This window comes from Streptomyces sp. NPDC059477 (genome assembly GCF_042749375.1).
GTDB lineage: Bacteria > Actinomycetota > Actinomycetes > Streptomycetales > Streptomycetaceae > Streptomyces.
Genome location: NZ_JBHYUG010000172.1, coordinates 1 through 6,196, shown reverse-complemented (window position 1 = coordinate 6,196; position 6,196 = coordinate 1). Strand labels below are relative to the sequence as shown.

The window sequence follows — 6,196 nt, the reverse complement described above, 5'->3', positions numbered from 1 at the left end:
GGGGCCCCCCTCGCCCGCGGGGTGCCCCCGGCGACGTACATGCCCGAAGGGTGGGCGTGTCGGGGTGCTTTTCCCATGGCCTCGGCGTGTCGCTGTTGCCGTCACCCGCGCGCGTGCCTGCCGTACAGCTTCCTCTGAACCCCCGTGTCCTTACGGCACCCGGGCGATCAGATACCGGAAGACATTCGGCATCCACACCGTCCCGTCCGGGCGGCGGTACGGGTGGAGGGCCTCGGTCAACTCCTTGTCGACCCGTTCCTGGCCGGTGGCCGCGACGGCCGGGTCGAACAGGCCGGTGGACAGCAGGCCGCGCCGGGCGCTGGTGAGGTCGGCGTAGCCGAAGGGGCAGGCGACCCGCCCGGAGCCGTCGGGACGCAGTCCCGCCCGCGCGGTGGCCTCCTCCAGATCGTCGCGGCGCGCGGGGCGCCACTCGCCGGTGCCGTGCGGGGGATCGGCGAGCTTCCCGGCCGCCCGCAGCACCGAGGCCGTCGCACACCGCTCGGGCGGCCCCCAGCCGGCCACCACGACCGGCGTCCCGCGCCGGGCGGGCGGCACCACCGCGCGGAGCGTCTCCGTGAGCCGCTCGGTGTCGCCCGCCAGGCAGCCGATGGGCTCGAAGGCGGTCACCAGCCCGTACGGCGCCGCCCCGGCGTCGGCTTCGGGCGGGCCGTCCAGGAGGCGGGCGTCACCGCCCGCGCGTGCGCCCCACGGCTTGGGCAGCAGCCGCTCGCGCGCGAGGGCCAGCCGTTCGGGGGAGGAGGTCTCGACGCCCGTGACGGCGGCGCCCCGGGAGACCGCGACGAGCAGGGCCAGTCCGCTGCCGCAGCCGAGCCCGAGCAGCCGGGTGGCGGGGCCCACCTCCAGTCGCTCGTAGACGGCCTCGTAGAGCGGTACCAGCATCCGCTCCTGGATCTCGGACCAGTCACGCGCGCGTGCACCGAGGTCCACGCGCGGCGCCGGTCCGGCGAGAGGCGGGTGCTGTCGCACGAGCGTCGATGTCATCTAGGTGCGCCCCATTTCGCAGAGAACTGCCGCTGTCGCCCATTTCCGGAGAGGTGAGTGGAGAGGCCGAGTGGAGAGGCCGAGCGGGAGGTCGGGTGGAGACGTGCCGTGGCGGGGTTCCCGGTCTTGTCGAGCCGGGGATGCGGAGGGTCTCGTCATGCCGGACGCGGGTCCCTGTGGTGTGCGCTCCGCACTGCTCCCGAATCCCAGGTAACTCCGGGCGCGCGACCGCGTCCAGGGGTCACGGGGCCCTGCTTGCCCCGGGCCCGGCCACTTGGCGAGATTTCACGTCCCGGAAACCTGGGACGCCCCTACGCCGTCACATGCGCGGCGACCGGCCGGAACCCGGCCCTGGCGCGGACTGGCCGGAACTGCCATGGACGGCGTCGGCGCGACGCCCGCGCGGGGGCCCGTGCCGGTGGAGAGCCGTCGGCGCACGGGTGGACCGGCGGCTCGCCACCGGCGCGAAGAAGGGTGACGCCGAACCGGCCAAGGTCGGCGGCGCCTGGGACCGGCGTACGGGAGGCGTCGTACCGTGTCCGGCCCGTGCGGGCGGGCGGTGTCATGCGGGGACGGCGGGCGCGATAACGTCGGGGGCGTCGCGCGCGCCGACCGGGACGGGTTCCGCGCGCCGGACAGGCGGCCGAATCGCCCCTTGCGCGGAGGGCGGCCACAGCGAGCCCGGCGGGGTGACCCCGCCTACACGGGGATTCGTAGCGCGGCCTACGCACCGGCTTGGTACGGACTGCGAGGCTTCTCCGCAGATCAGCGCACCCGCCCTCGTCGCGACGCATCAGCGGCAACTGACGGGTACGTGCAAATTATTTGAGATGCCCCGGAATAGGAACACAGCGCAACCCCGGCTCGTTGTCATTACGTGAGCACGACACCACCTGTTCTCGCCGCAGAGCTGGCGCAGGCGTGGGCCGACATTCAGCGGTACCACCCCGAGCTGCCAGATCTAGCCGCGCCCGAGTCCCTGATCGGAGAGTCCTCGTCCGCCTGCGGGCATGAGCTCTCCTTCGAGCGACTGCTCCATGAGGCAGTCCATGGCATCGCCGCCTCGCGCGGCGTTCGCGACACCTCCCGCGCCGGTCGGTACCACAACCGCAGATTCCTCGCGATCGCCGAGGAACTGGGGCTGGACCACCCCGACGAGCCGCATCCCAGCAGTGGCTTCTCCCTGGTCACGCTCAATCCCGAGGCCAAGCGCCGGTACCGCTCGACCACCGAGCGGCTCCAGCGCGCGCTGAAGGCGCACACGGCGGCGACCGCGTCCGACACCACCCGCTCCTTCAGAGGTCCGGCGGCCCGCCATGGGTCCTCCGGCGGCGGTGTCCGGGTCAAGGCGGTCTGCGACTGCGGGCGCAATGTCCGCGTCGTCCCGTCGGTCCTCGCCCAGGCGCCCATCATGTGCGGCGGCTGCGGGAAGCCGTTCCGCATTCCCGAGGTGGTCGGCGCGGGCGCGGCGAGCTGAGCTTTCCCGGCATCTCGTGGATGTCGGGGAGCGGCTGCCGAGCCGTTCGCGCGCCGTGCCCCCAGCGGGACGGCGGGCCAGGAGCACCGGGCCCCGTCCTGATGGGGCCCGGTGCCTGTCCGGTATGCCCTGTCACACCCTCGGCCGGAGCGCCCCACACCGTGTGGCACAATGGCTAGCTGTACTCGACAGTCGCACAGGACCCCTCTCTCCTCCGGCTGACGCGTCCATCGGGCACTCGGGTACCGCAACCCCACGCGGCTCTCTCGCCGTGCCCAATCACGTCAAATCCAGGAGAACCCACTCCCGTGGCAGTCAAGATCAAGCTGAAGCGTCTGGGCAAGATCCGTTCGCCTCACTACCGCATCGTCGTCGCCGACTCCCGCACCCGCCGTGACGGCCGGGCGATCGAAGAGATCGGCAAGTACCACCCGACGTACCACCCGTCGGTGATCGAGGTCGACGCCGAGCGCGTGGCGTACTGGCTGGGTGTCGGCGCGCAGCCGACCGAGCCCGTGCTCGCCATCCTCCGCAAGACCGGCGACTGGCAGAAGTTCAAGGGCGAGCCCGCCCCGGCGCCGCTGCTCGTCGCCGAGCCCAAGACCACGCGTCCGTCGTTCGAGGCTCTCGGCGGCGACGACGAGGGCAAGGGTGAGGCGATCACCCAGAAGAAGAAGGCGGAGAAGAAGGACGAGGCCGCGGCCGAGTCCGAGTCGGCCGGGGCCTGAGCACCATGCTCGAAGAGGCGCTTGAGCACCTCGTGAAGGGCATCGTCGACAACCCCGACGATGTGCAGGTCGCCTCGCGTGACCTGCGCCGCGGGCGGGTGCTGGAGGTCCGGGTGCACCCCGACGACCTCGGCAAGGTGATCGGCCGCAATGGCCGCACCGCACGCGCTCTGCGTACCGTCGTGGGCGCCATCGGCGGACGCGGTGTCCGGGTCGACCTCGTCGACGTGGACCACATCCGCTGACGACGTGGACCACGTCCGCTGACGTCATTCGCTGACGCTGAAGAAACACCGGCTCGGGCCGGGGAGGGCCGCCTGGCCGTCCCCGGCCCGTCGTCGTGGGACGGTCGTGCGGACGAACACGCACGAGCTACGGACGAGATACGGACGACATACGGCAGCCGTGCGGACGGCGTACGGCCGGGGTCCAGGAACGTGACAGGAGATCCAGGAAAGTGCAGCTCGTAGTCGCACGGATCGGCCGCGCCCATGGCATCAAGGGCGAGGTCTCCGTGGAGGTACGTACCGACGAACCGGAGCTGCGGCTCGCGCCCGGTGCCGTCCTGGCCACCGACCCGGCCGCCACCGGGCCGCTGACCATCGAGACCGGGCGGGTGCACAGCGGCCGGCTGCTGCTGCGCTTCGCGGGCGTGCAGGACCGCACCGCCGCCGAGGCGCTGCGCAACACCCTGCTGATCGCCGACATCGACCCGGAGGAAATGCCCGAGGGCGACGACGAGTACTACGACCACCAGCTGATCGACCTGGACGTGGTCACCGCGGACGGGGCCGAGGTCGGCCGGATCACCGAGATCTCGCACCTGCCCTCGCAGGACCTGTTCATCGTGGAGCGCCCGGACGGCAGCGAGGTGCTGATCCCGTTCGTCGAGGAGATCGTCACCGAGATCGACCTCGATGAGCAGCGGGCGGTGATCGACCCGCCGCCGGGGCTGATCGACGACCGCGCGGAGATCGCCTCGACGCGGGACGAACCGGCGGACGGCGGGTCGCGCGGGGACTCTGCGGGGGAGCCGGCGGACGGGCCGCAGGGGGAGTCGCCGGGTGAGCCGACGGGCGACTCGACGGGCGACTCGGCGGGCGGGGCGCCGGGCGGGTCGCCGGGTGGGTCTGCGGGCGAGCGTCAGGACGGGTCCTGATGCGCCTCGACGTCCTCACGATCTTCCCCGAGTACCTCGACCCGCTGAACGTCTCCCTGGTGGGCAAGGCACGCGCGCGGGGGCAGCTCGACGTCCATGTGCACGATCTGCGGGCCTGGACCTACGACCGCCACAACACCGTCGACGACACGCCGTACGGCGGTGGTCCCGGCATGGTGATGAAGACCGGGCCCTGGGGCGACGCGCTCGACTCCGTGCTCGCCGACGGCTACGAGACGGGCTCGCACGCGCCCGCGCTGATCGTGCCCACGCCCAGCGGGCGGCCCTTCACCCAGGAACTCGCCGTCGCGCTCTCCGAGCGGCCCTGGCTGATCTTCACCCCGGCCCGCTACGAGGGCATCGACCGGCGGGTCGTGGAGGAGTACGCGACCCGGATGCCGGTCCATGAGGTGTCCATCGGCGACTATGTGCTCGCCGGCGGGGAAGCGGCCGTACTCGTGATGACCGAGGCCGTGGCCCGGCTGCTGCCCGGCGTGCTCGGCAACGCCGAGTCGCACCGGGACGACTCCTTCGCGCCCGGCGCCATGGCGAACCTGCTGGAAGGGCCCGTCTACACCAAGCCGCCCGAATGGCGCGGCCGGGACATCCCCGGCGTGCTGCTCAGCGGGCACCACGGCAAGATCGCCCGCTGGCGGCGCGACGAGGCGATGCGCCGCACCACGGCCCACCGGCCCGACCTGATCGAGCGCTGCGACCCCGGGACCCTCGACAAGAAGGACCGCGAGATGCTCTCCATCCTGGGCTGGGAGCCCGATCCCGAAGGGGAGCGCTCCGGCCGATTTTGGCGCAGGACCGAGGGCGTGGAACAATAGGCCGCTGTTGTGCGCCCATCCGGCGTGCGCCCCTGCCACAGGGGGACACGACGCCCGCCCCGATCCGCACGGCACTCCTCACCAAGACCTAGTTTCCGTTGATGACCTGTGGCATCAGCGAGGAAAGCAGACGAAATGTCTCACCTGCTCGACTCCGTCGACTCCGCGTCGCTGCGCAGCGACGTCCCCGCCTTCCGTCCGGGCGACACGGTCAACGTGCACGTCCGCGTCATCGAGGGCAACCGCTCGCGTGTGCAGCAGTTCAAGGGCGTCGTGATCCGCCGCCAGGGCTCGGGCGTGCGCGAGACCTTCACGGTCCGCAAGGTCTCCTTCTCCGTCGGCGTCGAGCGCACCTTCCCGGTGCACACCCCGATCGTGGAGAAGATCGAGCTGGTCACCAAGGGTGACGTCCGCCGCGCCAAGCTGTACTACCTGCGTGAGCTGCGCGGCAAGGCCGCGAAGATCAAGGAGAAGCGCGAGAACTGAGCGCGCCGAGGCGTTCGTGGCGGGGCCGGATAGCATCTGGCCCCGATGGACACCGAAGCACAGCCCATGGAGCGCGACCGCTCCTCCCGCCCTTCCGACTCCGGGACCACTCCGGAGGCCGAGGGACCGGAGGGACGGTCGCGTTTCGCATGGGTGGCGCGGATCAGTCAGGGCGATCAGCACGGCATCGCGCGCTGGCTCCCCGGCGGCCGGATCAGCCTGACCCTGCTGATCTGCCTGGTGTTCCTGCTGCTGCTGAACACGTTCGTGGTGCGGCCGTTCGAAATCCCCAGCGGATCCATGGAACCCGGATTGAGAGTCGGGGACCGCGTTCTCGTAAACAAGTTGGCGTACCGTTTCGGTGCCGAACCGCGGCGCGGCGAGGTCGTCGTGTTCGACGGCACCGGCTATTTCGGGGACGCCGCCTATGTGAAACGGGTCGTGGGGGTGGCGGGGGACCGGGTGGTCTGCTGCGACCGGGAGGGGAGGTTCGAGGTGAACGGCCGGCCGG

At 71.7% G+C, this 6,196-nt stretch carries 8 protein-coding genes; 7 read left to right on the top strand and 1 reads right to left on the bottom strand.

Going from position 1 to position 6,196, the window contains the following annotated elements; translation table 11 throughout:
• Positions 1–150: 150 nt before the first annotated feature.
• Positions 151–1,002, bottom strand: a complete 852-nt coding sequence (locus ACFXAZ_RS39130; protein WP_384601753.1) for an SAM-dependent methyltransferase — start codon at positions 1,000–1,002, stop codon at positions 151–153.
• An 877-nt stretch (positions 1,003–1,879) separates the two neighbouring features.
• On the opposite strand from ACFXAZ_RS39130, the gene ACFXAZ_RS39125 reads away from it, so the two are divergent.
• The 7 genes from ACFXAZ_RS39125 to lepB form a co-directional block, all read left to right on the top strand.
• A complete protein-coding gene (locus ACFXAZ_RS39125; protein ID WP_382689882.1) occupies positions 1,880–2,479 on the top strand; it encodes a hypothetical protein in 600 nt (199 codons plus the stop codon).
• A gap of 308 nt (positions 2,480–2,787) precedes the next feature.
• Entirely contained in the window at positions 2,788–3,207 is a 420-nt protein-coding gene (gene rpsP, locus ACFXAZ_RS39120; RefSeq protein WP_382689884.1) for a 30S ribosomal protein S16, read from the top strand.
• A 5-nt stretch (positions 3,208–3,212) separates the two neighbouring features.
• On the top strand, positions 3,213–3,452 hold the full coding sequence (locus ACFXAZ_RS39115; protein WP_252426112.1) for an RNA-binding protein: 240 nt from the start codon (positions 3,213–3,215) through the stop codon (positions 3,450–3,452).
• A 212-nt stretch (positions 3,453–3,664) separates the two neighbouring features.
• Positions 3,665–4,366 carry a ribosome maturation factor RimM gene (rimM, locus tag ACFXAZ_RS39110; RefSeq protein WP_384601748.1) on the top strand — a complete coding sequence of 234 codons (702 nt, stop codon included), beginning with the start codon at positions 3,665–3,667 and terminating at the stop codon, positions 4,364–4,366.
• Entirely contained in the window at positions 4,366–5,199 is an 834-nt protein-coding gene (gene trmD / locus ACFXAZ_RS39105) for a tRNA (guanosine(37)-N1)-methyltransferase TrmD (protein ID WP_384601745.1), read from the top strand. The genes rimM and trmD overlap by 1 nt, the downstream gene beginning before the upstream one ends.
• A gap of 135 nt (positions 5,200–5,334) precedes the next feature.
• Positions 5,335–5,685 carry a 50S ribosomal protein L19 gene (gene rplS, locus ACFXAZ_RS39100; protein ID WP_345583563.1) on the top strand — a complete coding sequence of 117 codons (351 nt, stop codon included), beginning with the start codon at positions 5,335–5,337 and terminating at the stop codon, positions 5,683–5,685.
• A gap of 45 nt (positions 5,686–5,730) precedes the next feature.
• The coding region (gene lepB, locus ACFXAZ_RS39095) for a signal peptidase I (protein ID WP_384601742.1) at positions 5,731–6,196 on the top strand (466 nt) is incomplete at its 3' end.

Bases quoted from the DNA above. Each gene is read 5' to 3' on its own strand.
- rplS (WP_345583563.1), top strand. From the start codon at position 5,335: ATGTCTCACCTGCTCGACTCCGTCGACTCCGCGTCGCTGCGCAGCGAC.
- ACFXAZ_RS39115 (WP_252426112.1), top strand. From the start codon at position 3,213: ATGCTCGAAGAGGCGCTTGAGCACCTCGTGAAGGGCATCGTCGACAAC.
- ACFXAZ_RS39130 (WP_384601753.1), bottom strand. From the start codon at position 1,002: ATGACATCGACGCTCGTGCGACAGCACCCGCCTCTCGCCGGACCGGCG.
- trmD (WP_384601745.1), top strand. From the start codon at position 4,366: ATGCGCCTCGACGTCCTCACGATCTTCCCCGAGTACCTCGACCCGCTG.